Source organism: Aestuariimicrobium ganziense (assembly GCF_015352975.1).
GTDB lineage: Bacteria > Actinomycetota > Actinomycetes > Propionibacteriales > Propionibacteriaceae > Aestuariimicrobium > Aestuariimicrobium ganziense.
The window spans coordinates 96,650-122,194 of the sequence record NZ_JACYIZ010000009.1; the positions used below are offsets into that span (position 1 = coordinate 96,650).

General features: G+C 69.4%; 21 protein-coding genes and 1 pseudogene. 11 read left to right on the forward strand and 11 right to left on the reverse strand.

Annotated elements, in window-relative coordinates:
• Nucleotides 1–6: 6 nt before the first annotated feature.
• Nucleotides 7–1,524 (reverse strand): AAA family ATPase, encoded by a 1,518-nt coding sequence (locus IE660_RS14665; protein ID WP_203569119.1) that lies wholly within the window; start codon nucleotides 1,522–1,524, stop codon nucleotides 7–9.
• Nucleotides 1,525–1,674: 150 nt separating this feature from the next.
• Between IE660_RS14665 and guaB the strand changes: the two genes are divergently transcribed.
• The 4 genes from guaB to IE660_RS14685 are packed head-to-tail and all read left to right on the forward strand — an operon-like array spanning nucleotide 1,675 to nucleotide 5,624.
• The gene (gene guaB / locus IE660_RS14670; protein WP_235998111.1) at nucleotides 1,675–3,180 is read left to right on the forward strand and encodes an IMP dehydrogenase; all 1,506 of its coding nucleotides are present in this window, start codon (nucleotides 1,675–1,677) and stop codon (nucleotides 3,178–3,180) included.
• Between the two features lie 14 nt (nucleotides 3,181–3,194).
• Nucleotides 3,195–4,298, forward strand: coding sequence for a GuaB3 family IMP dehydrogenase-related protein (locus IE660_RS14675; RefSeq protein ID WP_203569120.1), 1,104 nt, complete (start codon nucleotides 3,195–3,197; stop codon nucleotides 4,296–4,298).
• A 49-nt stretch (nucleotides 4,299–4,347) separates the two neighbouring features.
• Complete coding sequence (locus IE660_RS14680; RefSeq protein WP_203569121.1) at nucleotides 4,348–4,647, forward strand: chorismate mutase; 300 nt, start codon at nucleotides 4,348–4,350, stop codon at nucleotides 4,645–4,647.
• A gap of 59 nt (nucleotides 4,648–4,706) precedes the next feature.
• Complete coding sequence (locus tag IE660_RS14685) at nucleotides 4,707–5,624, forward strand: DMT family transporter (protein ID WP_203569122.1); 918 nt, start codon at nucleotides 4,707–4,709, stop codon at nucleotides 5,622–5,624.
• A gap of 146 nt (nucleotides 5,625–5,770) precedes the next feature.
• On the opposite strand, the pseudogene cysE reads toward IE660_RS14685, so the two are convergent.
• A pseudogene (cysE, locus tag IE660_RS14690) lies at nucleotides 5,771–6,307 on the reverse strand (serine O-acetyltransferase); the annotation flags it as partial.
• On the reverse strand, nucleotides 6,304–7,233 hold the full coding sequence (cysK, locus tag IE660_RS14695; RefSeq protein WP_203569124.1) for a cysteine synthase A: 930 nt from the start codon (nucleotides 7,231–7,233) through the stop codon (nucleotides 6,304–6,306). The pseudogene cysE and the gene cysK, both read right to left, overlap by 4 nt.
• A 136-nt stretch (nucleotides 7,234–7,369) precedes the next feature.
• Here cysK and guaA point away from each other — a divergent pair, with 136 nt between their 5' ends.
• Nucleotides 7,370–8,965: a glutamine-hydrolyzing GMP synthase gene (guaA, locus tag IE660_RS14700; protein WP_203569125.1), complete on the forward strand. Its 1,596-nt coding sequence runs from the start codon at nucleotides 7,370–7,372 to the stop codon at nucleotides 8,963–8,965.
• Between the two features lie 187 nt (nucleotides 8,966–9,152).
• Here guaA and IE660_RS14705 read toward each other — a convergent pair whose 3' ends face one another.
• The 3 genes from IE660_RS14705 to IE660_RS14715 are packed head-to-tail and all read right to left on the reverse strand — an operon-like array spanning nucleotide 9,153 to nucleotide 10,992.
• The gene (locus tag IE660_RS14705) at nucleotides 9,153–9,557 is read right to left on the reverse strand and encodes a PspC domain-containing protein (RefSeq protein ID WP_203569126.1); all 405 of its coding nucleotides are present in this window, start codon (nucleotides 9,555–9,557) and stop codon (nucleotides 9,153–9,155) included.
• Nucleotides 9,554–9,778: a hypothetical protein gene (locus tag IE660_RS14710; RefSeq protein ID WP_203569127.1), complete on the reverse strand. Its 225-nt coding sequence runs from the start codon at nucleotides 9,776–9,778 to the stop codon at nucleotides 9,554–9,556. Before IE660_RS14710 ends, IE660_RS14705 begins: the two co-directional genes overlap by 4 nt.
• Nucleotides 9,775–10,992: a PspC domain-containing protein gene (locus IE660_RS14715; protein ID WP_203569128.1), complete on the reverse strand. Its 1,218-nt coding sequence runs from the start codon at nucleotides 10,990–10,992 to the stop codon at nucleotides 9,775–9,777. The genes IE660_RS14710 and IE660_RS14715 overlap by 4 nt, the downstream gene beginning before the upstream one ends.
• 117 nt (nucleotides 10,993–11,109) lie before the next feature.
• On the opposite strand from IE660_RS14715, the gene IE660_RS14720 reads away from it, so the two are divergent.
• Both IE660_RS14720 and IE660_RS14725 read left to right on the forward strand, forming a co-directional pair.
• Nucleotides 11,110–12,534, forward strand: coding sequence for an ATP-binding protein (locus tag IE660_RS14720; protein WP_203569129.1), 1,425 nt, complete (start codon nucleotides 11,110–11,112; stop codon nucleotides 12,532–12,534).
• Nucleotides 12,531–13,268 (forward strand): LuxR C-terminal-related transcriptional regulator, encoded by a 738-nt coding sequence (locus IE660_RS14725; protein WP_203569130.1) that lies wholly within the window; start codon nucleotides 12,531–12,533, stop codon nucleotides 13,266–13,268. The genes IE660_RS14720 and IE660_RS14725 overlap by 4 nt, the downstream gene beginning before the upstream one ends.
• Nucleotides 13,269–13,355: 87 nt before the next feature.
• On the opposite strand, the gene IE660_RS14730 is transcribed toward IE660_RS14725, so the two are convergent.
• Both IE660_RS14730 and IE660_RS14735 read right to left on the reverse strand, forming a co-directional pair.
• Complete coding sequence (locus IE660_RS14730) at nucleotides 13,356–13,619, reverse strand: GlsB/YeaQ/YmgE family stress response membrane protein (RefSeq protein WP_203569131.1); 264 nt, start codon at nucleotides 13,617–13,619, stop codon at nucleotides 13,356–13,358.
• Nucleotides 13,620–13,796: 177 nt separating this feature from the next.
• Nucleotides 13,797–15,044 (reverse strand): phospholipase D-like domain-containing protein, encoded by a 1,248-nt coding sequence (locus IE660_RS14735; RefSeq protein WP_203569132.1) that lies wholly within the window; start codon nucleotides 15,042–15,044, stop codon nucleotides 13,797–13,799.
• Between the two features lie 74 nt (nucleotides 15,045–15,118).
• Here IE660_RS14735 and pcrA point away from each other — a divergent pair, with 74 nt between their 5' ends.
• Complete coding sequence (gene pcrA, locus IE660_RS14740) at nucleotides 15,119–17,614, forward strand: DNA helicase PcrA (RefSeq protein WP_203569133.1); 2,496 nt, start codon at nucleotides 15,119–15,121, stop codon at nucleotides 17,612–17,614.
• Here the strand turns inward: pcrA and IE660_RS16485 are convergent.
• Together IE660_RS16485 and IE660_RS14750 are read right to left on the reverse strand one after the other, a co-directional pair.
• On the reverse strand, nucleotides 17,611–18,678 hold the full coding sequence (locus IE660_RS16485; protein WP_203569134.1) for a M23 family metallopeptidase: 1,068 nt from the start codon (nucleotides 18,676–18,678) through the stop codon (nucleotides 17,611–17,613). The genes pcrA and IE660_RS16485 overlap by 4 nt on opposite strands.
• Nucleotides 18,679–18,810: 132 nt before the next feature.
• Nucleotides 18,811–19,923: a M23 family metallopeptidase gene (locus tag IE660_RS14750; protein WP_203569135.1), complete on the reverse strand. Its 1,113-nt coding sequence runs from the start codon at nucleotides 19,921–19,923 to the stop codon at nucleotides 18,811–18,813.
• Between the two features lie 201 nt (nucleotides 19,924–20,124).
• Here IE660_RS14750 and sucC point away from each other — a divergent pair, with 201 nt between their 5' ends.
• Together sucC and sucD are read left to right on the forward strand one after the other, a co-directional pair.
• Nucleotides 20,125–21,297: an ADP-forming succinate--CoA ligase subunit beta gene (sucC, locus tag IE660_RS14755; RefSeq protein WP_203569136.1), complete on the forward strand. Its 1,173-nt coding sequence runs from the start codon at nucleotides 20,125–20,127 to the stop codon at nucleotides 21,295–21,297.
• 2 nt (nucleotides 21,298–21,299) lie between these two features.
• A complete protein-coding gene (gene sucD, locus IE660_RS14760) occupies nucleotides 21,300–22,190 on the forward strand; it encodes a succinate--CoA ligase subunit alpha (RefSeq protein WP_203569137.1) in 891 nt (296 codons plus the stop codon).
• Nucleotides 22,191–22,285: 95 nt separating this feature from the next.
• On the opposite strand, the gene IE660_RS14765 is transcribed toward sucD, so the two are convergent.
• A complete protein-coding gene (locus IE660_RS14765) occupies nucleotides 22,286–24,130 on the reverse strand; it encodes a hypothetical protein (protein ID WP_203569138.1) in 1,845 nt (614 codons plus the stop codon).
• 107 nt (nucleotides 24,131–24,237) lie between these two features.
• Between IE660_RS14765 and IE660_RS14770 the strand changes: the two genes are divergently transcribed.
• Complete coding sequence (locus IE660_RS14770) at nucleotides 24,238–25,527, forward strand: cell division protein PerM (RefSeq protein WP_203569139.1); 1,290 nt, start codon at nucleotides 24,238–24,240, stop codon at nucleotides 25,525–25,527.
• Nucleotides 25,528–25,545 lie beyond the last annotated feature (18 nt).

The following is a 25,545-nucleotide window of genomic DNA, read 5'->3' on the forward strand; positions in this document are numbered from 1 at the left end:
GGTGCGTCAGTTCATCGGGAACGGGGCGAACCCATCTGTGGGGTACAACCCCGGCCGCGGGCCGCCGCCCAGCCCGAACTCGCCACCGCCCGGTTCGCTCTCCGACGTGCCCAGCAGCGACCGGGTGAGCATGGACGAGTCGTCCAGGAAGCGGCTGACCACCTCGTCGAGCACCTCGTCGGTGATCTCGGGGGAGTCCTCGCTCGCGCGCAGGGCGGCGAGTCCGGCTCGGCGCATGACCTCCTTCATCGCCGAGGCGGTCACCCCCTCCAGTCGCTCGGCAGCCACCGACAGGTCAGCAGTCACCGGCACCTTCGCCGCGTACAACCGCAGCAGCGCCTCTCGTCCGGCCTGGTCGGGGCGCGGCACCTCGACCGCGAGGTCGACCCGGCCGGGACGCTGCACCAGCGCCTCCTCAAGTTCGCTGGCCCGGTTGGTGGTCAGGATGAAGGTCACGTCGGCGTCGGACGACACCCCATCCATGGCGTCCAGCAGGGTGAACAGCAGCGGGTTCCCCTCAGGGGTGTAGGAGCGGTCCTGGGCGACCAGGTCGACGTCCTCACAGACCACGATCGACGGCGTGAGCCGGCGGGCCAACGCGGTCGCGGGACTGATGAATCGCAGGCCGCCGCCGGTGAGGACGACCACGGTCGCCTCGGGCGCTCGTCCGATCAGGTGGCGCACGGTGTGGGTCTTGCCGGTGCCGGGCGGCCCGTACAGCAGCACGCCACGCTTCAGGTGCAGGCCGTACTCGCCGAGCCGCTGGGCGCTGGCCCCGATGCCGATCACGTGGTCGACGATCTCGTCCAGCACGCCCTCGGGCAGGATCACCTGTTCGGCAGCCACGTCGGGGCGAGGCATGAAGCTGACCAACTCGTTGCCGTAGTGCTCGCTCATGCCGAAGGTGACCACCTGGCCGCGCAGCAGGTCGTTGGAGTCGACCAGGGTCCGCAGCGCCTCCAGCGTGGCCTGACCCGCCTCAGGAGTCGCCGACACCACCTCGAGGGTGATCTCGGCGGGCGACTGCCTGCTGGTGAATCGGAGCACGAGCACCACCGGCTCACCGCTGGGGGCACGGCTGGTCACCAGCCCGGCCTGCACCACCGTCAGCATCCGGTCATGGCCGACGGCCACCTGGGCGTGAGTCGGGCGACTGAGGGTCGAGCGACCCTGACGCAGCTCCTGGTCGAGCACCGAGGCCAGGTCCTGGTGCTGGTGGTGCGACACCGACAGCCCGAACCACACGGGTGCGGCGCCGTCGGGGTCGGGATGGGCCTCGAGGTGGGCCTGCACCGCCAGGTGCACCGAGGCGTGCGCCCAGGTCGGCCACGTCGCCTCGACGATGCTGGCCTCCAACGCCGGAAGGCCGATGTGGTCACCGATCCGGTCGGTGACGGCGCTGCCGGCGTTCTCGGCCAGCACCGAATGGGCGTACTCGAAGGCACGTCCGAGGTTGTGCACCATGTGGCGCGACGTCCGAAGGTCATCGGATCCGTCGGTGCTGCGGGGTTCGATCTCGCTCATCGGGTCAGTCTGGCAGCGCAGGGGAGCGACCGACATCGTCCTGCGGTCGCAGGTCACCCTGATCGGGCGGCAGGGGCATGCCGGTGGCGGCGATAGAGTGGCTCTCGTCCCACCGAGACCCGTCGTGGACGACCGCGAGGATGGATCATCTTGACTGACGACGCACCCCTGGACCTGCCGCTCGGCCTCACCTATGACGACGTGCTGCTGCTGCCCGGGTTCTCAGACCTGGCCCCCGGCGACATCGACATGACCACCCGGCTGACCCGGACGATCCAGATCAAGTCGCCGCTGCTCAGTGCCGCGATGGACACCGTCACCGAGTCGCGGATGGCGATCGCCATGGCTCGCCAGGGTGGAATCGGCGTGCTGCACCGCAACCTGTCGATCGCCGACCAGGCCTACCAGGTCGACCTGGTCAAGCGCACCCAGACCGGCATCATCACCAACCCGGTCACCATCGGCCCCGACGCCACGTTGGACGAACTCGACCGGCTGTGCGGTGAGTACCGGGTCTCTGGCCTGCCCGTGGTCGAGCCCGACCAGACCCTGATCGGCATCTGCACCAACCGCGACCTGCGCTTCACCCCGGTCGCCGAGTGGGGCACCACGCTGGTCCGCGACGTGATGACCCCGATGCCGCTGGTCACCGCCCCGGTCGGCATCTCGCGCGAGGACGCCACCCTGCTGCTGCGCAAGCACAAGCTCGAGCGCCTGCCGTTGGTCGACGAGCAGGGCAAGGTCGCCGGCCTGATCACGGTCAAGGACTTCGTGAAGTCCGAGCAGTTCCCCAAGGCGTCCAAGGACGACCAGGGCCGGCTGATGGTCGGTGCCGCGATCGGGTACTTCGGTGACGCGTGGGAGCGGGCCACCACCCTGATCGACGCCGGTGTCGACGTGCTGGTCGCCGACACCGCCCACGGCCATGTGCGGATGCTGCTCGAGATGGTGGCCCGGCTGAAGTCAGACCCCGCCACCAGCCACGTGCAGGTGATCGGTGGCAACGTCGCCACTCGCGAGGGCGCCCAGGCCTTCGTCGACGCCGGCGCCGACGCGGTCAAGGTGGGGGTCGGGCCGGGCTCGATCTGCACCACCCGCGTGGTCACCGGTGTCGGTGCGCCCCAGGTGACGGCGGTCTTCGAGGCGGCCAAGGCCTGCCGCCCAGCCGGGGTGCCGGTGATCGCTGACGGCGGCCTGAAGCACTCCGGTGAGATCGCCAAGGCGCTGGTCGCCGGCGCCGACACGGTCATGGTCGGCTCGCTGCTGGCCGGCTGCGACGAGTCGCCGGGCGACCTGGTCTTCGTCAACGGCAAGCAGTACAAGGCCTATCGAGGCATGGGTTCGCTCGGTGCGATGAGCTCGCGGGGCAAGAAGTCGTTCTCGAAGGACCGCTACTTCCAGGCCGAGGTCGAGTCCGACGACATGCTGGTGCCTGAGGGCATCGAAGGCAGGGTGCTCTACCGCGGCGCACTCAGCACGGTCGTCCACCAGTTGTTGGGCGGGTTGTCGCAGTCGATGTTCTACGTCGGGGCACGCACCATCGACGAACTCAAGACCAAGGGCCAGCTGGTCCGGATCACCCAGGCCTCGCTGTCGGAGAGCCACCCGCACGACGTGCAGATGACCGTCGAGGCCCCCAACTACCACTCCAAGTGAATCGAGCCCCTGCCATGTACGACCTCGGACGCTCCCGCCGCGCGGTGAAGGCCTTCACCTTCGACGAGATCTCGATCGTGCCCTCGCGCCGCACCCGCGGGATCGACCAGGTCAACCTGGCCTGGAAGATCGACGCGGTCTCGCTCGACTACCCGCTGGTGGCCGCACCGATGGACTCGGTGATGAGCCCCGAGACCGCGATCGCCTTCGGCCAGCTCGGGGGCCTTGGCGTGCTCAACCTCGAAGGGTTGTGGACGCGCTACGAGGACCCCACCCCGATCCTGGAGGAACTGGCTGGGCTCGAGGCCGGCACCGAGGCCACGATGCGCATGCAGCAGGTCTACGCCGAGCCGATCAAGGGCGAGCTGATCCGCGAGCGGATGCGCCAGATCCAGGACGCCGGGGTGCCCGCAGCCGGTGCACTGTCGCCGCAGAACACCCAGGAGTTCGCCGCCGACGTGCTGGCCAGCAACCCCGACTTCTTCGTGATCCGTGGGCTGGCGGTCTCGGCCGAACACGTCTCCGACCAGGTCGAGCCGCTCAACCTCAAGGAATTCGTGCACCAACTCGACGTGCCGGTGGTGGTCGGCGGCTGCGCCAACTACCAGACCGCGCTGCATCTGATGCGCTCCGGTGCCGCCGGTGTGCTGGTCGGCTTCGGCGGGGCCTCGTCGAAGGCCAACCGCGACATCCTCGGCATCGAGGTGCCGATGGCCACCGCCATCGCCGAGGTCGCCGAAGCGCGCCGCGACTACATGGACGAGTCAGGTGGCCGCTACGTGCACGTGATCGCCGACGGTTCGATGGGACGATCTGGCGACATCATCAAGGCGCTGGCCTGCGGTGCCGACGCCGCCATGGTGGGCACCCCGCTGGCCCGCGCGAAGGAGGCTCCCGGACGAGGCTGGCACTGGGGGGCCGAGGCGTGGCACGAGACCCTGCCCCGCGGTCGCCGCGTCAAGATCGACCCGGTCGGCACCCTCGAGGAGGTCGTCCAGGGCCCCAGCCACGTCGTCGACGGGACGATGAACCTGGTCGGCGCGATCCGTCGGGCGATGGCCACCACCGGCTACACCGAGCTCAAGGAGTTCCAGCGCATCGAGTTGCGGATCCACTGAGGTCGTGGACACCGCCGTGGCGTTGGGGGCTGGCTCCTAGACTCGCCGCATGGCTCAGGTGCATCCCGAACTGGCCCGGCTGCGGTCGTCCATCGACAACATGGACGCTGCCCTGATCCACCTGCTCGCCGAGCGGTTCAAGGTGACGCAGCGGGTGGGGGAACTCAAGGCGACCGAAGGACTGGCACCCGCCGACCCCGATCGCGAGGCCGCCCAGATCGCCCGACTGCGCCGCCTTGCCCAGGAGGCCCACCTCGACCCGGAGTTCGCCGAGAAGTTCCTCAACTTCATCGTCTCCGAGGTGGTCCGCCACCACCAGGCGATCGCGCGCGAGGCCACCGGCAACTGAGCTGGCGTCTGCGCTGGTCAATGCCACACCACGTGCGCGACTGGCACTAGCGTGGCCTCGTGACCCCCGCCGCCCGCGCCAACCTGCTGCTCCTGCTCGCCTCGGCGATCTGGGGCTCAGCCTTCGTCGCCCAGCGGGTGGGCTCGGACTCCATGCCGCCGGCGGCTTTCACCGGGGTTCGCCACGTGATCGGCGCCCTGGTGCTGATCCCGGTGATCATCTGGTTCGACCGACGCCGTGGCATCAGCAAGGTCGAGGGCTGGGAACGCACCCGTCGCGTGCTGCTGCCCGGTGCCCTGGTCGGTGTCGCACTGTTCGCCGGCTCGTACCTGCAGCAGTTCGGCCTGGCCTACACCACCGCCGGCAACGCCGGTTTCATCACCAGCCTCTACATGGTGTTCGTGCCGGTGGCCGCCCGGCTGCTCGGTGCGCGGATGAGCCGCTGGGTGTGGGTGGGTGTACTGCTGGCCACCGCCGGGCTGTACCTGCTGTCGGTGCGAGACGGGTTCCGGATGGGGCTGGGCGACACCCTCGTGCTGGCCTGTGCGGTCGCCTGGACGGTGCAGATCCTGCTGGTCGACAAGTACGCGCCGACCCTGGACGCGGTGCGCCTGGCCGCCACCGAGTTCGCCGCCTGTGCGGTGATCGGCCTGGTGGTCTCGGTGGTCACCGAGACTGATCCCTTCGCCGGCACCTTCACCGCGATGGCCCCGCTGCTCTACGCCGGTGTGCTGTCGACCGGTGTCGCGTTCACCCTGCAGGTGATGGCCCAGCAGCACGCACGCCCCTCGACCGCAGCGCTGATCATGGCCCTGGAGTCGGTGTTCGCGGTGGTCGCCGGCACCCTGTTCCTGGCCGAGCGGATGGATGGTCGGTCGCTGGCCGGGTGTGCGCTGATGCTGGCGGGCATCATCCTCGCCCAGCGCGCTCCCGCAGCGACCCCGCCGCCATCGGCGGCGGCACCGCAACCCGCCTAGCTAGGGGCAGGCCCTCAGATCATGAACTCCGGCGCCAGGCCCAGGTCGGTGCCGCTGTCGGGGGTGCGTCCACGACCGCCCACCTGGGTGACGATGTCGTCCGGGCCGGGCACCGGGCTGCCGTGGGCGTCCGGGGTGCGCGAGCGCACCTTCGAAGGTGCAGCCAGCACGATCTCACCTGCGGGCACGTCCTTGATGACCAGGGCATTCGTCCCGATCTTGGCGTCGTCACCGATGTGGATGTCGCCGATCACCATCGCGCCGGCACCGATCACCACCCGGTTGCCCAAGGTGGGGTGGCGCTTGACCGGCTTGAGGCTTCGTCCACCCAGGGTGACCTGGTGGTAGAGCATGCAGTCGTCGCCGACGATGGCGGTCTCGCCGATCACCACGCCCATACCGTGGTCGATGAAGAACCGGCGACCGATCTGCGCCCCGGGATGGATCTCGATACCGGTCAGGGCACGTGAGACCTGGCTGACCACCCGGGCCAGCGGGCGCAGCGCCGGGGACTTCGTCCACAGCGCATGCGCCCCCCTGTGCATCCAGATGGCGTGCAGGCCCGAATAGACCACGGCCACCTCGAGCCGCGAGTGAGCAGCGGGGTCTTCGCTCATCGCGGTGTCGAGGTCTTCGAGCACCCGATCCTTGATCAGGCGCAGGCGCGGGCCGAGGGGGCTCATTCCTGGTTGTACAGGTGGGAGTAGAGCACCGACGACAAGTAGCGCTCACCGAAGTCGGGCAGCACCACGACGATGTTCTTGCCGGCGTTCTCAGGACGAGCGGCCACCTGCGCCGCAGCGGTCAGCGCGGCACCGGACGAGATGCCGACGAACAGGCCCTCGTCGGTGGCGGCCTTGCGGGCGGTCTCGACCGACTGCTCGCTCGAGACGGTGATGACGTCGTCGATCACCGAGCGGTCGATCACGGTCGGGACGAAGTTGGCGCCCATGCCCTGGATCTTGTGCGGACCGGGCTGGCCCCCCGACAGCAGCGGCGACTCGGCCGGCTCGACGGCGACGACCTGGATCTCGGGCTTGCGCTCCTTGAGGTACTTGCCCGCGCCGGTCACGGTGCCGCCGGTGCCGACACCGCAGACCAGGATGTCGATCGAGCCGTCGGTGTCCTCCCAGATCTCGGGACCGGTGGTGGCGTAGTGGATCTCGGGGTTGGCCGGGTTGTCGAACTGGCGCACCAGCACCGCACCCTGGGCACCCAGCTCCTCGGCCTTGTTCACGGCGCCACGCATGCCGTCGGCGCCGGGGGTCAGCACCAGTTCGGCACCGAAGGCGCGCAGCAGGGCGCGACGCTCGAGGCTCATCGTCTCGGGCATGGTCAGCACGACCTTGTAGCCACGAGCGGCGCCGACCATGGCCAGGCCGATGCCGGTGTTGCCCGAGGTGGCCTCGACGATCGTTCCGCCGGGCTGCAGCTGGCCCGACTTCTCGGCGGCGTCGACCATGGCGACCGCGATGCGGTCCTTGACCGAGTTGGTCGGGTTGTAGAACTCCAGCTTGGCGATCACGTTCGCGGCCTCGCCGGCGACACGGTTGACTCGAACCAGGGGAGTGCGGCCCACGAGGTGGGTGACGTTGTCATAGATGCCCATGTCGGAAGAAACGTGCTGACGGCGAGGGTATTCCCGCCATCCACATCGTGGGACGGCAACGCGTCCCCGGGACTGGTCGGACGGTGGGGCTGGTGCACGTGCGGAGCACCGCGCCGACAGCCCTAGAATCACCTCCATGACCCAGCCCAGTGCGTCCGCCGAACACCCAGAGGCCGCAGCAGGTCGCGAGCACGACCTCGTCCTCGTCGTCGACTACGGCGCGCAGTACGCCCAGCTGATCGCGCGCCGGGTGCGCGAGGCCAAGGTCTACTCCGAGATCGTGCCGCACTCGATGCCGGTGGCCAGCATGCTCGAGCGTGAACCCACCGCGATCATCCTGTCCGGCGGGCCGCAGTCGGTGTACGCCGAGGGCGCCCCGCAGGTCGACCCGGCCCTGTTCGAGGCCGGGGTGCCGGTGCTGGGCATCTGCTACGGCTTCCAGGCGATGACCCAGGCTCTCGGAGGCACGGTCGCCAAGACCGGCCTGTCGGAGTTCGGACGCACCGCTTGTGCGGTCACCCACGACGCCACCCTGCTGCGCGCGCTGGCACCCTCGTTCAACGTCTGGATGAGCCACGGCGACTCGGTCACCCACGCGCCGGAGGGGTTCATCGCGCTGGCCCGCACCGCCGGGGCCCCGGTGGCGGCCTTCGAGCACCCCGAGAAGCGGCTGGCAGGTGTGCAGTGGCACCCCGAGGTCATCCACTCCGAGTACGGCCAGGTGGTGCTGCAGCAGTTCCTGTTCGAGATCGCGGGCTGTCGTCCGAACTGGACCAGCGCCAACTTCGTCACCGAACAGGTCGAACTGATCCGCGAACAGGTCGGCGACAAGCGGGTGCTCTGCGCACTGTCGGGAGGGGTCGACTCCGCCGTGGCGGCTGCCCTGGTGCAACGGGCGATCGGCGACCAACTCACCTGCGTGTTCGTCGACCACGGACTGCTGCGCAAGGGCGAGGCCGAGCAGGTCAAAACCGACTTCGTCGCCGCGACCGGCGTCGACCTGGTGGTGGCCGACGAGGTCGACCGCTTCCTCGACGCGCTGGCCGGGGTGACCGAGCCCGAGACCAAGCGCAAGATCATCGGCCGGGAGTTCATCCGCACCTTCGAGGCCACCGCGCGCGCCCTCAACGACGAGCGTGACATCGAGTTCCTGGTGCAGGGCACCCTGTACCCCGACGTGGTCGAGTCCGGCGGCGGCGAGGGCGCGGCCAACATCAAGAGCCACCACAACGTCGGCGGGCTGCCCGACGACCTGCAGTTCACCCTGATCGAGCCGCTGCGCGCCCTGTTCAAGGACGAGGTGCGCGCCGTCGGCACTGAGCTGGGGCTGCCCGAGGCGATGGTGTGGCGCCAGCCGTTCCCCGGCCCCGGGTTGGGCATCCGGGTGGTCGGTGAGGTCACCCGCGAGCGGCTCGACCTGCTGCGCGAGGCCGATGCGATCGCCCGCGAAGAACTCAGCAAGGCCGGCCTCGACCGCGACATCTGGCAGTGCCCGGTCGTGCTGCTGGGCGACGTGCGCTCGGTGGGTGTGCAGGGTGATGGACGAACCTACGGCCACCCCGTGGTCCTGCGACCGGTCACCTCCGAGGACGCGATGACTGCTGACTGGGCGCGGGTGCCCTACGAGGTGCTGTCGACCATCTCGACCCGGATCACCAACGAGGTCCGTGAGATCAACCGGGTCACCCTCGACATCACCAGCAAGCCCCCGGGCACCATCGAGTGGGAGTAGGGGAGGCACCTGCCAGGCCTCCGATGGGCGGATCACTCCGGGTAGTCGCGGAGCGATCCGCCAATCCGTTGTCGGGCTCGTCCGTCACCCGAGGCTCGGCCGATTGGCGGCGTGGAACGACGCTCCTGACAACGACACGGCCTCCCCGACCGATGGTCAGGGAGGCCGCAGCAGGTGAGGCGGGCGCTCAGGCGCGGTCGTCCTCGGCGTAGGGGTCGAAGGTCTCGGTCGAGCCGGCCCGCGGGGCGGCGCCGGGCTGGGCGGCGTCCTTGTTGGCCTTGTAGTCGGAGTACTGCTTCTTGCCGGTCTCGATCAGTGAGTCGAGCATGGTCGACGACTCACCCTCCGAGGGAAGGATCGCCCAGGCGGCGAGGTAGATGGCCAGGCCGACGCCACTGGTGACGAAGGCGAGCACGACGGCGATGATCCGCACCAGGCCGACGTCGAGCTTGGTCGCCTTGGCAATGGCGGAGCAGACGCCGGCGATCATGCGGTCATTGCTGCGGACGAGCTTGCCGGTGGAGTAGTTCACAGGACGAGGCCTCTCGGTGTCGGTGGTCAGGGTTTCGTGGGAGAACTGGTGGTCGGTCATGACCGGTCCTTTCGGGATGGACGGGGGTTCTTGCGGCGGGAGGAGCGGCTGCTGGAGCGCTGGAGTACCAGCCCCAACACTCCGACGGCGATGAGCAGCAGGGGGGCGACGATCGAGACCCGGGCCCAGTTCACCTGGTTGCCGGTGCCGACCCAGAGGCCGAAGGCAGCCAGGGCGAGGAAGATCAGCCCCCAGACCAGTGATGCACTGTCGAGCTTCATTCGATCACCACCGCCCCTGCTGTGACGCGAATCGTGATGGTCAGTCGCGGTCCGTCCGCGGGTCCGGAGCTCATCTCGCCCTCGCTCCAGCCGACGGCGGCCTGGTCGCCGGGCAGGGTCAGCGCCCCGCCGGACAGGGTGTAGTGGATCGTGACCGGTGTGTCTGAGGGCAGGTCGATGTTGAGCGCTCCACCCGAGATGTCGACGCTGAGTTCTTGGTCGGCGGTGAGGACGAGCTGGCCTGCCTTCACGGTCATGGTCTGACCGGTGAGCGAGATGTCGGCCGGCACGTCAGCGGTGGTGGACCATTCCGCCTTGGTGTGGGACTGCCCGGGCATCGTCGGCGACAGGCCAAGGATGACGACCAGACCGAGTGCCAGACCCGTGGTGACCAGCAGGCGCGGTCGTCCGAGGAACGCACCGACCAGCAGGAACACCGCGATCGTGGCCAGCGAGACCGAGGCCAGCAGCACGGTGGAGGCACCGGTCACGACCTGGGAGGTGATGGCCCAGGCAGCGGCTGACGACCCCAGGGCGACCCACGTGTACCACCACGACAGGCGTCGACGGGCGGGCCGGTGGGCCTTCGTGGGCACCGGGAGCGCAGCCGCGGCCGCATAGGGGTTGTCACGCACAGGTGCGGGAGCCACCAGCGGGCGCGGGGGGTCGACGACGCCGCGGTCGAGGGCGTCGAGGCGGGCCTGCCAGGCGCGCACCGCTCGTCCGAAGTCGGTACTCGGGTCGAGCGGCGCGACGGCCGGCACGAACGGAGCCACGGCCATCGGCGCCTGCGTGGGCACCGACTCCTGCGGACGACGGGCCCGGTGCGCGAAGTAGGCGGCCAGGCCGAGCACGATGAGCGGGCCCGGTCCGAACGGCAGCAGCTGGCCGGTGACGATGGTGGCGACGATCGCCGCCAGCACCAGCACACCGATCACCCGGCTGCGCGGCCAGGACTCGGCGCCCGGCAGCACCTTGGCGACCATCGGCTCGTCCCCCTCGGGGGTGCGCATCCACAGCCAGCCGCCGGCGTAGAGCACCGCACCGATGCCACCGCTGACCGCGAGCAGCACCGCAGCCACTCGCACCAGCGTTGGGTCGATGCGCCAGTGCTCGGCCAGTGCCGCGCAGACGCCGGCGAGCTTGCCCTCGTCACTGCGCTGCAGGTCCAGCACACCACGGGGTGTGCCGGCGCCGGGCTCGAGTCCGCTCATGGTTCCATCCAAGCCCCACCGGGGCCCGCCGACCATCGGGGGAGACCCTGAGCGGTCCTTGAGCAGGCACCGGGGTGGTTGGCTTGGGAGCCTGAGACGTGTGACGCTGGACGCAGCATGACGATGCCTCCCGAGACCCAGGACACCTGGACGGACCGCCAGCCGATCGAGGCTGCCGCCGTCCCGGCCGCTCCGCCTGCCCCGGGAGCGGGCCCGCACGCGACCGGCCTGCGGCCAGCCGACCCGTCTCCGACTGACCTTCCGGCAACCAACCCCCAGCCGACCGACCTGCAGCGCACCGACCCGGGGGCGGGCGCACCTGCGCTCTCGTCCCGCGCGCACCGTGAGCGTGAAGGCCGATGGGTCGCCGGCGTGGCCACCGGGGTGGCCAACCACCTGGGCTGGCCGGTGTGGCTGGTGCGCGGGGTGTTCGTCGCCCTGAGCCTGTGGCAGTTCCTCGGGGTGTTCGTCTACGGCCTGCTGTGGGTGGTGCTGCCCGCGCGCAAGGACGAGGAGGAGGCCCCCGGTCTGGTCTCGGCCGAGCGCACCGGCAAGCGCGTCCGACCTCGCGGCACGCCGGCTGAGTTCGGCGCAGTGTCGGCGCTGGCGGCCATCGCGGTCGGTGGGGCGATGCTCGCCCAGCGCTTCGGCCACGGGCTCCCGAGCCAGTGGTTCTGGCCGATGGCCTTCGCCGCCGCCGGCTTGGCGCTGGTGTGGCGACAGGCCGACGACCCCACCGAGGTGCCCCCCGGCACTCACAGGCTGATGGCCCCCTTCGTCACCAAGGGCGGCTGGCTGGCCATGGCCCGGGTCGCGCTCGGTCTGGGCATGGTGGGCACCGCGATCTCGATCGTGGCCGCCTCGCAGATCGGGCTCGACCAGTTGCCGGCGCTGTTGCTGCTGAACGTGTTCAGCGTCGGTGGCCTGGTGCTGGTGGCAGCGCCGTGGCTCTACCGGATGCGGCGCAGGATCGCCGAGGCCCATGAGGAGAAGTTGCTCGCCGACGCCCGCGCCGACATGGCCGCCCACCTGCACGACTCGGTGCTGCAGACCCTGGCGCTGATCCAGCGCCAGTCCGACGACCCGCGCGCGGTGGCCTCGCTGGCCCGCCGCCAGGAACGCGAACTGCGCGGCTGGCTCTACGGTGGCGGTTCGGACGAGACCCACCTCAAGGCTGCGCTCGTTCGGGCGGCCCAGGAGGTCGAGGACGAGCGCGGCGTACCGGTCGAGGTGGTCTGTGTCGGCGACGTCGAGCTGACCCCCAACCTGCAGGCCCTGGTCGCCGCGACCCGTGAGGCCATCATGAACGCCGCCAAGCACGCCGACGCTCCCAGCATCGACGTCTTCGCCGAGGTCGAGGACGAGGCCGTGGAGATCTTCGTCCGCGACCGGGGCCGAGGATTCGACCTGGCCGAGATCGCCGACGACCGCCAGGGCGTGCGCAACTCGATCATCGCCCGCATGGAACGCCATGGCGGAACGGCGCGGATCCGCTCCGCGCCGGGTGAAGGAACCGACATCAGACTGGAGATGAACCGATGACCCAGCACGACCTCGACCCGTCCTCGCACGAGAGCGCCGACGAGGGCACCGAAGCCCTGAGTGGACCCGTTCGCGTGGTGCTGGTCGACGACCATGCCATGTTTCGCGCGGGAGTGCGCCACGAGCTGGCCCGCTTCGCTGACCGGATCGAGGTGGTCGGTGAGGGTGAGGACGTCGCCACGTCGGTTGCCATGGTGCGCAAGGCCGGCCCGCAGGTGGTGCTGCTCGACGTGCACCTGCCCGGTGGGGGAGGGGCCGAAGTGATCCGGCAGTGCGAGCAGGCCTCGATCGCGGCCGGTGAGGACCCGGCGACGCGTCCGCGCTTCCTCGCACTCAGCGTCTCGGACGCCGCCGAGGACGTCATTGGTGTGATCAGGGCCGGCGCTCGCGGCTACGTCACCAAGTCGATCGGCTCGCACGACCTGGTCGAGGCGATCGGACGAGTCGCCTCTGGCGACGCGGTGTTCTCTCCGCGCCTGGCGGGGTTCGTGTTGGACGCCTTCTCGGGTGCGATCGACGTGGCCAGCATCGACGAGGACCTCGACCGGCTCAGCCAGCGCGAACGCGAGGTGCTCAAGCTGATTGCCCGCGGCTACGCCTACAAGGAGGTCGCGCGGGAACTGTTCATCTCGATCAAGACCGTCGAGACCCACGTCTCGAGCGTGTTGCGCAAGCTGCAGCTGAGCAACCGTCACCAGCTGACCAAGTGGGCCACCGACCGCAAGCTGGTCTAGATGGCTGACGCCACCGCGACGGTGTGAGAAGACACGAAACCCCGGGTCATCGACCCGGGGTTTCGAGGTTGTTGAGTGGGGTGTCGCTCAGACGCGACGGTTCTTGGTGACCAAGCCCCAGATGAACAGGACGAGCAGGGCGCCGACGATCGCCAGCACCCAGGTCTTGATGTCCCAGAAGGTGCCGAGGCCAACGTCGAACAGCAAGCTGCCCAGGAAGCCGCCGAGCACGGCGCCGATGATGCCGAGGATGATGGTGACGATCCAGCCGCCACCCTGATTTCCGGGCATGATCGCCTTGGCGATTGCCCCTGCAATGAGGCCCAGAACGAGCCAACCGAGAATACCCATGGGTCCACAGTGCCATGACCGGCCCCGACGGCGCCGTTTCGACAGCGTGTTTTCGCCGTCAACGAATCGAATTCACCCGCAGGGGTGGACCAAGCTGTGAGGGGCCTGAACGTCTCCTCCGATTCTCTGCAGAAGCTCTCAGATTGTGCTTGCAGTCCACCCTCACGGGTGAGGACCTCAGAAGATGGGGCGCCACGGCGCCAACAGTTGCTCGGTCAGCTTGGCGGCGTGCGAGCGGGTTCGCCACTCCTCGACGGTCAACTCGCGGCAGTTTCCGAGGTCGACCTCGAAGACCTCCTGCATGCGATGGGCGACGTCGGCCGAGGTGAACTCGGCGTTGACCTCGTAGTTGCCGAGCAGGCTGAGCCGATCGAGGTTGGCGGTGCCGATGGTCGACCACACCCCGTCGACCACAGCGGTCTTGGCGTGCACCATGGCCCCTTGGTAGAGGAACAGGCGCACGCCCTTGGCCAGCAGGTCGGCATAGAAGCCACGGCTGAGCCAGTCGGCGATGACGTGGTTCGAACGGGCCGGGACGATGACGCGCACGTCAACACCGCGTCGGGCAGCGCAGTAGAGCGCAGCGACCAGGTCGTCGTCGGGAATGAGGTAGCCGTGGGTGAGCCAGATGCGTTCGGAGGCCCGGTCGATCGCCTCGAGGTACATGTTGCGAATGGGGTAGACCATCCACCGCGGGCTGTTGCGGTGCACCCGGATGGCGCCCTCCCAGATCCGCTCCGAGGGTGACGGCAGGGGAGTGCGGCGCTGGAACGGGGCGAGCACCCCGATCGGGTGGGTGTTCCACTGGTCGACGAAGGCGTTTTCGAACTCTGCGACGCTGGGACCGGTGATCCGGGCGTGGGTGTCGCGCCAGCGGTCGGCGTAGAGCGAGCCGATGTTGTAGCCACCGACGAAGGCGACCGACGAGTCGACCACGAGCAGTTTGCGGTGGTCACGCCCCGAGGTGCGCGGCCTGATCAGCAGGCTGGAGATGACCGGGTGGCGGCGCACCATGATCCGGGGGTCGAACTCGAAGAAGCTCGGCGGTACGACCAGGTTGGCGAAGGCGTCGTAGATCACGTGCACGGCGACCCCGCGGGCAGCAGCGCGGGTCAGCGCGTCCTTGAACCGCTGGCCGACCTCGTCGCCCTTCCAGATGTAGGTCTCGAACATGACCGTCTCGCGAGCCTGGTCGATCGCGTCGAGCATGTCCTCGTAGAGCACGGCCCCGAAGGTGTGGACGACCACCTCGTCCTCACCGGCCATCACCGGGGTGGGGTCGGTGACCGGGAAGCGGTAGGGCTTGCGATGCCGACGGCGGACGAAGTCGTTGACCATCAGCACGAAGGCGACCAGCAACTGGAGGCCGAAGGTGGTGGCGGTGACCCAGTGCACGACGCGTCGGGTCCGTGACATCCACACCATGGGGCCCAGCGTAGCCAGCCGCCGGTGCGGGACTGCGGGGGGACCTGCCCCCAACAAGTAACCTGATCACCACCATGACCGAACCGATGCCCGACCTGTTCTCGTTCTTCGCCGCAGAGGCCCAGCCCGCGCGACCCTCGAGCGACCGGAGTCGAGCCGAGCAGTCGGGCGAAGGCGGGCGCAAGGCGCCGTCGATCGATCCTGCCGCCCTGATCGAGGGGCTCAACCCGCCCCAACGCGAGGCGGTGCTGCATGAGGGGTCTCCGGTGCTGGTCGTGGCCGGCGCCGGGTCGGGCAAGACCCGGGTGCTGACCCGCCGGATCGCCTGGTTGGTGAGCCAGCGCAACGTGCACCCCGGGTCGATCCTGGCCATCACCTTCACCAACCAGGCGGCCGCCGAGATGCGCGAGCGGGTGGTCGACCTGGTCGGCAACCGGGCGAAGTTGATGTGGGTCTCGACCTTCCACTCCGCCTGCGTGCGCATCCTGCGCTCCGAGATCGACAAGTTCGGGCTGCGCCGCACCTTCTCGATCTATGACGACACCGACGCCAAGCGGCTGATGCAGTTGGTGCTCAAGGAGATGGACGTCGACCCCAAGAAGGTGCCTGTCCGATCGGTGATGAACTGGGTCTCGACCCGCAAGAACGACCTGGTCGACCACGAGAGCGCTGCGGCGTCCGCGATCACCCCCACCGACGAGCTGTACGCCCAGGCCTACCGCGCGTACCAGCGGCGGCTTCACGCGGCCGAGGCGCTCGACTTCGACGACCTGATCATGACCACGGTCAACCTGTTGCAGGCCTTCCCCGACGTGCGTGAGCAGTACCGCCGCCGCTTCCGCCACGTGCTGGTCGACGAGTACCAGGACACCAACCACGCCCAGTACCAGTTGATCCGCCAACTCTGCGGCGAGCTCAGCGAGGCCGAGTCGTCGGGGTTGAACGCCACCCCGATCGAGCCGGGTGAGTTGATGGTGGTGGGTGACTCCGACCAGTCGATCTATGCCTTCCGCGGCGCCACCATCCGCAACATCCTCGACTTCGAGTCCGACTTCCCCGGCGCGCGGACGATCCTGCTCGAGCAGAACTACCGCTCCACCCAGAACGTGCTGACCGCCGCGAACGCGGTGATCCGCAACAACTCGGGTCGTCCCGGGAAGCGGCTGTGGTCAGAGGCAGGCGACGGCGACCTGCTGGTCGGCTACGTCGCCGACACCGAGCACGACGAGGCCCAGTTCGTCGCCAACGAGATCGACGCGCTGGCCGACGCCGGCACCTCGCGTTACGGCGACACCGCCGTGTTCTACCGGACGAACGCCCAGTCCCGCGCGTTCGAGGAGGTGTTCATCCGCACCGGTGTGCCCTACCGGATCGTCGGCGGCGTGCGGTTCTACGAGCGTCGCGAGATCCGTGACGCGGTGGCCTACCTGCGCTCGATCGCCAACCCGGCCGACGACGTCTCGGTGCGCCGGATCCTCAACGTGCCCAAGCGGGGGATCGGTGACAAGGCCGTCGAGGCCGTCGAGATGGTGGCCGCCGCCCAGCGGATCAGCTTCGCCGCCGCCATCGAGCGGGTGGACGAGTCGCAGGGCCTGGCGGCACGGTCGCTGAAGCAGTTGCAGGGATTCGCGGCGATGATGTCGCACCACCGCGCGCTGGTGGCCTCGGGCACGCCTGCCGACGAGGTGCTGACCAGCATCCTCAAGGAGTCGGGCTACCTGGCGGAGTTGGAGAGCTCCGACGACCCCCAGGACATCACCCGGGTCGAGAACCTGATCGAACTGGTGGCGGTGGCCGGTGAGTTCGTTGCGGCAGCCAACGCCTTCGACCTGCCGACCGACGAGGCGGGCGAGACCAGCAGCCTGGTCGACGGCATGCCCGAACCGGACGACTCGCTGCCGGCCTTCCTCGAGCGGATCGCCCTGGTCGCCGACTCCGACCAGATTCCCGATGCTGACGACGGCACCGGGGTGGTCACCCTGATGACGCTGCACACGGCCAAGGGTCTGGAGTTCGACACCGTCTTCCTCACCGGGTTCGAGGACGGCGTCTTCCCCCACATGCGGGCGCTGGTCGACCGGGACGAACTGGCCGAGGAGCGGAGGCTGGCCTATGTCGGCATCACCCGGGCCCGCAAGCGGCTCTACCTGAGCAGGGCCGCGGTGCGGTCGGCCTGGGGCGCACCGCAGTACAACCCCCCCAGCCGGTTCTTCGAGGAGATCCCGGCCCACGTCATGAACTGGCGCCGCACCGGGGCCGACATCGCGCGCTGGAGCACCACGTCGGCGACCCGCAGCTACCAGGCGCGGCAGGCGACCGGGGTGACTGCGGCCAGTGACGACGGTGGCGGGGTGTTCGGACGAGGTCGCGGTTCGCTGCCCTCGTCGGCGACCGTGGTCAAGCACGTCACCTCGGTCGAGCCCGGCGACAAGGTGCTGCACACCACGTTCGGGTTGGGGACCGTGGTCGCCACCAGTGGGGTCGGCGACCAGGCCAAGGCCGATGTCGACTTCGGGTCGGCGGGGCTGAAGCGGCTGTTGCTCAAGCACGCCCCGATGGAGAAGCTCTAGATCCGCAGGCCCAGCGAGCGCAGGAACGCCATCGGGTTGCTCGCGGCGTACACGTCGCCGGGGGTGGTGCCGGGCGGGTAGTACTCGAAGTGCAGGTGGTTGCCGTTGCTGTTGCCGGTGCTGCCGACGTAGCCGATCACGTCACCGGGCTTGACCACCTGGCCCGGTCGCACGACTGACCGGCTCATGTGGGCATACAGCGTCGAACCCCCATTGAGGTGGTGCAGCACCACGTTCGTCCCGGGCCACCAGGCGCCGACCGGCGTGCCGACCACAGCCGGGGCGACTGCGTAGATCGGGGTGCCGTAGGCAGCCGGAAAGTCCTGGCCGGTGTGGTAGCGGGCCCAGACCCCGTACTGGCCGAAGTGGGCACCGACGCTGAACGTGCCCGGCAGCATCGGCAAGCACACACCGTCGCCCGAGCGCAGTGCGCTCAGGTCGCCGAGGTTCACACCGCTGGCGCCATCGGCGCCGGGGGTCTTCTGCATCTGCTTGAGGAGTTCGGCCGCGCGGCGCTTCTCCTCCTCGATGCGCTTGGCTTCCTTCTTGATCCTGGCGATGTCGTCGAGCATGCGCTGTTCGCGCTTCTTCGCCTCTGACTGGGCCTGGGTCAGGGTCACCTGGCTGTTGGTGCGGGCCAGGCTGCTCGTCCGGCTCGTGCTGCTGCCCGCGACCAAGGCCTGGTCGATCTGGGTGCGCACCGAGTTGCGGTTGACGGTGGTGCCACGCTGCCCGAAGGCGGTCAGGCCACCAGCGGCGGTCTGCTTCGAGGTCTCGTCAGACTTCAGGGCCGCGACCTGCTCAGCGGTCAGGCTCTCGGGTGCGGGAGCTGCCATCGCCTGGTTGGGCGATGAGACGTCGACCACGATCGAGGTCTGGTCCTGCTCGTCTGAGTGGGCGGCAGTGGCGGTGACCACACCGGCTGCGACCGCGACCGCCAACAGACTGACGCTCAGCGAGGCGATGATCGGACTAAGGATCGAGTGCGAGCTGTCGGCCGTGAAGGCGGCGTCGTCAGAGGTGGTGACAGCCCGACGCGACGCGCGCCTGACCACCTGCGACACCTGCTGCTCCTCCGGGACTGGGACGCCCCTGGGTCGGGTGGTGCGATCACCACCTGCTGGGGCTCAACGGCCGTGAGCTTAGCATTTCTCAGGATTCCTTCAACAATCGCCCGCTGAGGGTGATCGGGAAGGTCAGATCCGCACGCCCAGCGAGCGCAGGAACGCCATCGGGTCGCTGGCCGCGTAGACGTCACCGGGGGTGGTGCCGGGCGGGTAGTACTCGAAGTGCAGGTGCGAGCCGAAGGAGCGGCCGGTGTTGCCCACGAAGCCGATCACGTCGCCGGCCTTGACGACCTGGCCGGGGCGCACGTTCTTGGCGCTCATGTGGGCGTACAGGGTCGATCCGCCGTTGGCGTGGTGCAGGACGACGTAGGTGCCAGCCCAGCCGCCCGCGCTGGTGTTCGACGAGACGACACCGCTGGCGGCCGCGTAGATCGGGGTGCCTGTCGCCGCGGGGAAGTCCTGGCCGGTGTGGTAACGCGACCACGAGCCGACCTGGCCCCAGTGCGCGCCGATGGTCGCCCGGCCGAGCGGCACGGGCAGGGCACCGCCGCCGCCCTGGGAGATCACGGCGCTCAGGTCACCGAGGTTGACGCCACTGTTGGGCCCGGGGGCATCGCCCGCCTTCTTGGCGAGCTCGCGCTGCTTCTTCAGCAGTTCCTCGGCCTTGCGCTTCTCCTCCTCGATGCGCTTGGCTTCCTTCTTCACCTTGGCCACGTCGGCGGCCATCAGTTCCTCGCGCTCCTTGGCCTCGGCCTGGGCCTGGGTGAGCGTGACCTTGGAGCTGTCGGCCTTGAGCCGCGTGTTGCGGGTGCTGGTGGTGCCGTTGGTGATCGAGGCGTCCAGGGCCGAGCGCACGCTGCTGCGGTTGACCGTCGTGCCGCGCTGGCCGAAGCCCTGCAGGCCGCCGGCGGAGGTCTCACGGCTCTGCTCGTCCGACTTCTTGGCGGCCACCTGCTCGGCGGTCAGGTTCTCGTCGATCGGGGCAGCCTTGGACTGGTCGGGGGTGTTCTCGTCCACGACGACCGAGCTCAGGTCCTGCTCATCGCTGTTGCTCGCCGAGGCGGTGAAGACGCCCACGGCGACACCGACGCCGAGCATGCCCACCACCAAACTCGCCACCACCGGACGGACCAGCCCGCCCAGGCGGCCCTGCTGGTCGGTCGAGTCATCGATGTCGCTGAAGTCGTCGGCGAGGTCGTTGACCCGGGGGCGGGGCGCGCGCAGATTGACGCGGATCGGCATGAGTCTCCAGAGGAAGAGTGCAGGTGATGGCTTGCTGAGAGACGAGTCTAGCTTTTCTCAGGATCTTCTCAAATTCGACTCCTCGATTGGCGATGGGGTGGGCTCTGCTTGGTAGGCTCACGGTCGTCGCGCAACCCCCGCCGAGGTCGTCGGAGCGGGCGCACGAGAGGCGGCCATCGCGGCCGGGTGGGAGTAGTCAGAGTGGACCTCTTCGAGTTCCAGGCCCGTGACCTGTTCGACGAGTACGGCGTCCCTGTGTTGCGCGGATCCGTGGCGACCACGGCCGAGCAGGCACGCAGCGCGGCCGAACGTCTGGGGCTGCCGGTGGTGGTCAAGGCCCAGGTCAAGACCGGAGGTCGCGGCAAGGCCGGCGGCGTCAAGCTGGCCAGGACGCTGGACGAGGTCACCGAGCATGCCGAGGCGATCCTGGGCATGGACATCAACGGCCACACCGTGCACCAGGTGATGGTGGCCGAGGGCTGCGACATCGCAGAGGAGTACTACTTCTCGCTGCTGCTCGACCGCACCAACCGCAGCTACCTGGCGATGTGCTCGGTCGAGGGTGGGGTCGACATCGAGACCCTGGCCAAGGAGAGCCCTGAGAAGTTGGTGCGCAACCAGATCGACCCGCTGGTCGGACTCGACCGAGACACCGCCGACGAGATCGTCGCCGAGGCCGGCTTCCGCCCCGAGGACCGCAACCGGGTCGCCCGCGTGCTGGTGCAACTGGGCCGGGTCTACCGCCGCGAGGACTGCACGCTGGTCGAGGTGAACCCGCTGGTCAAGGACGCCTTCGGCGACATCATCGCGCTCGACGGCAAGGTCACCCTCGACGACAACGCGGCCTTCCGCCACCCGGAGTGGGAGTTGCTGGTCGATGACTCCTCGACCGATCCGCTCGAGGTGCGGGCCAAGTCCAAGGACCTCAACTACGTCAAGCTCGACGGCAACGTCGGTGTCATCGGCAACGGCGCCGGCCTGGTGATGAGCACCCTCGACGTGGTGGCCAAGGCCGGCGAGGACCTGCCCGGCCACCCGCATCCGGCGAACTTCCTCGACATCGGCGGCGGCGCCTCGGCCCAGGTGATGGCCAATGGCCTCGAGATCATCCTCGCCGACGAGCAGGTTAAGTCGGTGTTCGTCAACGTCTTCGGCGGCATCACGGCCTGCAACGAGGTCGCCAACGGCATCGTCCACGCCATGCGGATGCTGGGCGACAAGGCCACCAAGCCGCTGGTGGTGCGCCTGGACGGCAACGCTGTCGAGGTGGGACGAGCGATCCTCGAGGAGTTCGACCATCCACTGGTCACCGTCGTCGACACCATGGACGCCGCGGCCCGCAAGGCCGCCGAACTCGCAGCCCAGGAGGCCTGACCATGTCGATCCTGCTCGACAGCCACTCCAAGATCATCGTCCAGGGCATGACGGGATCCGAGGGACGCAAGCACACCCAGCGCATGATCATGTCCGGCTCGCGGATCGTCGGCGGGGTGACCCCCGGCAAGGGAGGCCAGTCGGTCCGTTTCGAGGAGGACCCGGTGCCGGTGTTCGGCTCGGTGATGGAGGCGGTGGAAGAGACCGGCGCCGACGTGTCGGTGATCTTCGTGCCCGCCCCCTACACCCGGGCTGCGGTGATGGAGTCGATCAAGGCCCAGATGCCGCTGGTGGTCTGCATCACCGAGGGGGTACCGGTCGGCGACACCGCCCACTTCTTCTCGGCCGCCCAGGAGTCGGGCACCACCCGGCTGATCGGCCCGAACTGCCCCGGGCTGATCTCGCCCGGGAAGTCCAACGCGGGCATCATTCCGGCCAACATCTCCGGCCCCGGCCGCATTGGCCTGGTCAGCAAGTCGGGCACCCTGACCTACCAGATGATGTACGAACTGCGCGACATCGGCTTCTCGACCGCGGTCGGGATCGGTGGCGATCCGATCGTCGGGACCACCCACATCGACTGCCTCAAGGCCTTCGAGGACGACCCCGAGACCGACGCCATCGTGATGATCGGCGAGATCGGTGGCGACGCCGAGGAGCGGGCTGCCGACTTCATTCGTGAGAATGTCAGCAAGCCCGTGGTGGGCTACGTCGCAGGGTTCACCGCTCCTGAGGGTCGGACGATGGGCCACGCCGGCGCCATCGTGTCGGGCTCGGCCGGCACCGCGCAGGCCAAGAAGGAGGCCCTGGAGGCCGCCGGCGTGCAGGTGGGACGCACGCCCAGCGAGACCGCGCAGTTGATGCGCGAGATCATGACCTCGCTGCGGAACTGACCGCTTGGTTCAGAGCGCCCCTGCGCCCATGGGGTTGCGCAGTGAGCCTGAACTGGCTGGGTCCAGTTCGACGGGTCCGCTCGGAAGAGGGAGGCTCACTCGGCCTGGCTGGCGCGCTGGCCGGCGCGGGCGGCGATCATGATCCACGACTCGTCGGAGAAGTCGAACGACTCGGTGGTGTTGGTGACCACGTAGGCGACTCGGTTGCCGGTCTGCACCACACCGACCCGGTAGAACACGTTCTCGTCGGCCGAAATCGCCTGTTGCACCTTCCAGACCCGGCCCTTGACCGGGATCCGGTCCGCTCCGCGAGTCGACACGTTGGTGCCCCCGCTGACCTTCGCGGTCGCGGCGCGCTTCGCGCACTCATTGACGTTGCGGATGATCTTGGCGGAGAAGTCGGCCGCAGCCTTCTCGTCGGCGAAGGTGAACAGCACCTGGTCGACGCCGAAACCATCGGGTGCGCTGTCGTCCTGGGTCAGGATGTAGGAGCGCTGGCTGCGGGCGGTGGGCCCAGCTGCGGTGGCCAGGGTGAGATCTTCACACTGGCTGCCCCTGCTCGAGACCGCGGCGGGCTGGGTCGGGCTCCACATGCCCTGCCCCCGGGTCACCCGGGGCAGGTCGGACTGGGCCAGCCAGCCGGCGACCGGGGTCGCCGGGGTGGCGACCACCCGGGTCACCGGCTTGGTCGGGCAGGTGCCGGCCGAGGTCTTGCACAGACGGCCTGCGGACCCGGTGACCAGCGTGGTGACCTTCTCGGCCACGACCGCCTCCTTGAGGTTGGCGACGTCGGTCATCGTCACGGTGCGACCGGTCCGGCTGATCAACACCGTGTGGTACAGCGTCTGCTCGTCCTCGAAGGCCACCGTCATCGAGAACGATTCGTCAGCCAGGGCGGTCACGCTGGCGGCGGACTGCAGCAGGGCCGGTACGTCGTTGCAGGCGGACAGGGCGGCCAGGCGCTGCACGTAGGCCTCGTGGGCGACCTCTGGGGTCGCGTAGGCGTCCATGCGCTGCAGCACGGCCGTCTCGGTGGCAGCCTTCGAGGTCAGCCCACGCTGGCGGGTGATCTCGGGGGTGGGCTGCTGCGGCAGGTTCGACATGCAGGTGATTCCGGGGTCCGACGGCCCGACCGTCTCCCAGGTCCTGGCCTCGGCCCACGACCCGCCCAGGGCAGTCGTGGCCTCGGCCACCGAGCTGAGCGAGGCGGTGGCCAGCGGGGGAGTGGGGGTGGGCGTCGGGGTGCTGGTCGACGCGCTCGGGGTGGTGGTGGTCTGCTGGACGACCACCTTGTCGTCACGGGTCAGTTCGCGCACACCGAAGAACGCGCCCACGGCCAGAGCGGGCGCCAGCACTGCCGCTGCGACCTTGCCGGGCAGTCCCAGGCCGCGCCGGGGTCGGGTGCCGGCATGGAGCGAGTCCTCGGGGCTGGCCGGGCTGGAGGTCCCCGGAGGGGAGGGGAACGAGGCCGGCGTCGGTGCCGCAGCCCTGGCCTCGACCGGGGAGGCTTGGCTGACCGGCACGGTGGCAGCCTCGCTCAGCGACGGGGTGGCCACGGTCTCGGTCTCGGTGGGCACGGTGACGTCGAGGGCGTCGGCCAGGGCGACAGGTGCCGCGCCGGGTCGCATGAAGGCTGCGTGCTCGGCCGGGACCCCGGTGGCGACCTCCGGCTCCGGCTGTTCATCTGGCTGCTCGATGGGTCTTGACGGCTCGCAGGGAGCGTCGGACGGCCCCTCGGCGGGACCCTCACCGCTGGGCTCGTCTGGTGATCCGCCCTGCGATCCGTCCTCGTCGGGCGAGGGTGCAGAGGCCGGTCCGGCGAAGCCGCGTCGTCCGAAGCTGCGTGGGCCACCCACGGTATCGTCGGCCTGAGCAGGGTCGACCTGCTCGCCGTCGGACGGCATGGCGCGCCGGGGACGGAACAGCTTGTCGTCGCTCACGCGGGGTTTCCTCCACCAGTGGGTGCGCCCCGGGTGGGCTGCACGTGCGGTGGTGATTTTACCCGGCTGGGCTCAAGGTGCCGATTCGTCGACGAAAGGTCTGGTCAGTGGCCACTCGCGGGTTCCGCAGCGCGCGGAGCCGACGTGCGTCCGAGGACGACGTCGAACTCAGCGTCAGCGCCTCTGACGACCTCGACGAAGCCGAGTCGCCGTCGGTGCCCTGGCTGCTGGCCGCGATCGGTGGCGCAGTGCTCTCGGCGGCTGCCGGTTGGCTCGTGGTCTCGCTGCTGATGGTGCTCGGCTGGACAGCCACCCCCGACATCGATTTCTCGACGGTGCTGTCGGCCTCGACCAGGCTTTGGCTGTTGTCGTACTTCGCCGACGCAACCGTCGCCGGGCTGCACATCGGTATCGCGCCACTCGGGCTGACCGCCCTGCACGTGGTGGTCGGGTCGGGTGTGGCCGGTTACGCCGCGACCATGGCCCGCCGGGCAGCGCCGGAGGAGCTGTCCCAGACCGAACGGCGCCGGCTGGCGCTCAAGGTGGTCGCCGCCTACGTCGCCACGCACACCCTGGCCGTCATGGTGGGCAGCTTCCTGGTCGTCAACACCCAGGAGTCGGCCCGGGCGTTGGTGGGGGCGCTGGCGGTGAGCCTGGTCGCAGCCCTGGTCGGGGCGAGCCGGGCCACCGAGTGGCAGCCGCTGCTGCAAGCACCGCCGTGGGCGCGGGCGCTGCCGCGGGCGATGCTCGCCGCGTTGCTGGTGATGGTGGTGACTGGGGCGGCGGTGGTCACCGCCAGCCTGGTGCGTGAGCGCGAGCGAGTGCAGGCACTGCACGACGTGCTGCAGACCGGCACCCTCGGCGGCATCCTGCTGCTGGTGCTGCAGTTGCTGTGGCTGCCCAACCTGGTGGTCTGGGCCGCGTCCTGGTCGACCGGGGCAGGGTTCGCCCTCGGCGCCGGCAGCGTGGTCAGCCCGGGCTACAACGAGTACGGCCTGCTGCCCTCGATCCCGCTGCTGGGCGCGGTGCCCCCGGCCGGGGTCGGCCCCTGGACCGGGTTCATCTGGATGGCCGGACCGGGGCTCGCCGGCGCGGTCGCTGCCCTGGTCGTTCTTCGAGCACGCCCCCGGGCACGCTTCGACGAGACTGCGCTGGTCGGAGGGCTGGCCGGGGTGCTGGCCGGGCTGGTGCTGGTGGTGATCGCGGCCTCGTCCTCAGGTGACCTGGGTCAGGTGCGCCTGGTCAACCTGGGCCCGCGGCTGACCGCACTGGCGGTGATGGCCCCGACCCTGATGGGGTTGACCGGGCTGCTCACTGGGGCGGTGGCCGGACTCGTCCGTCGGCCACTACCGGCCACCGAGGACGAGCCGGTCGAGCACACCATCAGCCTCGGTTAGGGTGAGCGGGTGAGCTTG

Bases quoted from the DNA above. Each gene is read 5' to 3' on its own strand.
- IE660_RS14665 (WP_203569119.1), bottom strand. From the start codon at position 1,524: ATGAGCGAGATCGAACCCCGCAGCACCGACGGATCCGATGACCTTCGG.
- IE660_RS14675 (WP_203569120.1), top strand. From the start codon at position 3,195: ATGTACGACCTCGGACGCTCCCGCCGCGCGGTGAAGGCCTTCACCTTC.
- IE660_RS14680 (WP_203569121.1), top strand. From the start codon at position 4,348: ATGGCTCAGGTGCATCCCGAACTGGCCCGGCTGCGGTCGTCCATCGAC.
- cysK (WP_203569124.1), bottom strand. From the start codon at position 7,233: ATGGGCATCTATGACAACGTCACCCACCTCGTGGGCCGCACTCCCCTG.
- guaA (WP_203569125.1), top strand. From the start codon at position 7,370: ATGACCCAGCCCAGTGCGTCCGCCGAACACCCAGAGGCCGCAGCAGGT.
- IE660_RS14705 (WP_203569126.1), bottom strand. From the start codon at position 9,557: ATGACCGACCACCAGTTCTCCCACGAAACCCTGACCACCGACACCGAG.
- IE660_RS14710 (WP_203569127.1), bottom strand. From the start codon at position 9,778: ATGAAGCTCGACAGTGCATCACTGGTCTGGGGGCTGATCTTCCTCGCC.
- IE660_RS14715 (WP_203569128.1), bottom strand. From the start codon at position 10,992: ATGAGCGGACTCGAGCCCGGCGCCGGCACACCCCGTGGTGTGCTGGAC.
- IE660_RS14720 (WP_203569129.1), top strand. From the start codon at position 11,110: ATGACGATGCCTCCCGAGACCCAGGACACCTGGACGGACCGCCAGCCG.
- IE660_RS14725 (WP_203569130.1), top strand. From the start codon at position 12,531: ATGACCCAGCACGACCTCGACCCGTCCTCGCACGAGAGCGCCGACGAG.
- IE660_RS14730 (WP_203569131.1), bottom strand. From the start codon at position 13,619: ATGGGTATTCTCGGTTGGCTCGTTCTGGGCCTCATTGCAGGGGCAATC.
- IE660_RS14735 (WP_203569132.1), bottom strand. From the start codon at position 15,044: ATGGTGTGGATGTCACGGACCCGACGCGTCGTGCACTGGGTCACCGCC.
- pcrA (WP_203569133.1), top strand. From the start codon at position 15,119: ATGACCGAACCGATGCCCGACCTGTTCTCGTTCTTCGCCGCAGAGGCC.
- IE660_RS14750 (WP_203569135.1), bottom strand. From the start codon at position 19,923: ATGCCGATCCGCGTCAATCTGCGCGCGCCCCGCCCCCGGGTCAACGAC.
- sucD (WP_203569137.1), top strand. From the start codon at position 21,300: ATGTCGATCCTGCTCGACAGCCACTCCAAGATCATCGTCCAGGGCATG.